Annotated in this window: 1 protein-coding gene; it reads right to left on the bottom strand. The window is 51.4% G+C overall.

Features of this window, described 5'->3' with window-relative positions:
• Positions 1-256: 256 nt before the first annotated feature.
• Positions 257-1,144, bottom strand: an 888-nt coding sequence (locus ACFRAK_RS29410; protein ID WP_394573255.1) for a helix-turn-helix domain-containing protein, incomplete at its 5' end; no start/stop codon positions are given.

The raw sequence follows: 1,144 nt of genomic DNA, 5'->3' as shown, positions 1-1,144 counted from the left end.
CTTCCTCTATGTTACGGGCGGCGTGTTCCAGATGAATCTGATGATTCCCGTTGCCTGAAGCCCCTTTACCTCTTATATTCCCTTGTTCATCACAGATGACAGCATGCGTCTTGCTCCCGCCGGCATCCACACCTAGATACAAACTCATGGACTTCACTCCTGCCCGCCGATCATGGCGCGTAATGGTGGTATAGGTTTAAGATACCGCTTACCGTGAAGTCTCTCTACTGTTATACGATCATGGAGTGATACTATCTTACTGTTTATCGAATGGGTTAACACTCTTCGAGGAGATGATGCTTGGACGGCCTGCATTCGCGCGTTCCCGGATTTCGCTTGGCGATGCACCGACATGCTGCTTAAACAGCCGATTGAAGTTGGAGAGGTTACGGAACCCGCAGCTCTCGGCAATATCGATAATCTTATGGTCCGTAGTCTCCAGAAGATGTACCGCTTGCGTGAGACGGAGCTGGATCAGATAATGATGCGGGGAGGTTCCGACCGCTTGTTGGAACAGCGCGCTGAACCGGGAAGGACTTAGGTGCGTCAGATCCGACAGTTCCTGTAGCGTCCAGGCATAATCGACATGAAGCTCCATCGTTCGGAGCACTTCCTTCAGTGCGTGCATGCCACGCCCTTTGATCGGCTTATTCTCTTGCATGGGTGCTGACAGATGGCGGTTCGATAGGCTTAAGAACCGAATCAGATCAGAGCGAATCAGACTCATATAAGCCGTTCCCCCGGATTCGTTCTCATCCATCATCCGCTGCAACAAGCCCGACAATTCTGCATGAACAGGCGACCGCTTGTCCACCTTGTCCAGCATACGAAACGGTGCCATCAGATCCGGATCGAACTTCAGATCGATTGCGAGCAGCGAAGGCTCGAACATCAACACATCCATCACCAAATCCTCTGTCTCGTAGGCCCGGTGCAGATCATTGCTATTGATAAAAATAATATCCCCCTGCTCGAAGGGCAGCTTCATCCCGTTGATCAGAATAAAACCCGTACCGCCGCGAATATAGTTCAGTTCCAGCGCATGATGCCAGTGCAGACGTTGAGCGCCTGCAAAGATTCCGTGCGTGGTTGACGCGGTAAAAGGAAATGCAGCATTCGTAAATGCAATAGCGTCAGGTACGAC

The organism is Peribacillus sp. NPDC056705, from assembly GCF_043656335.1.
The sequence above is the reverse complement of the archived record's forward strand: the minus strand, read 5'-3'. Positions and strand labels throughout refer to the sequence as shown.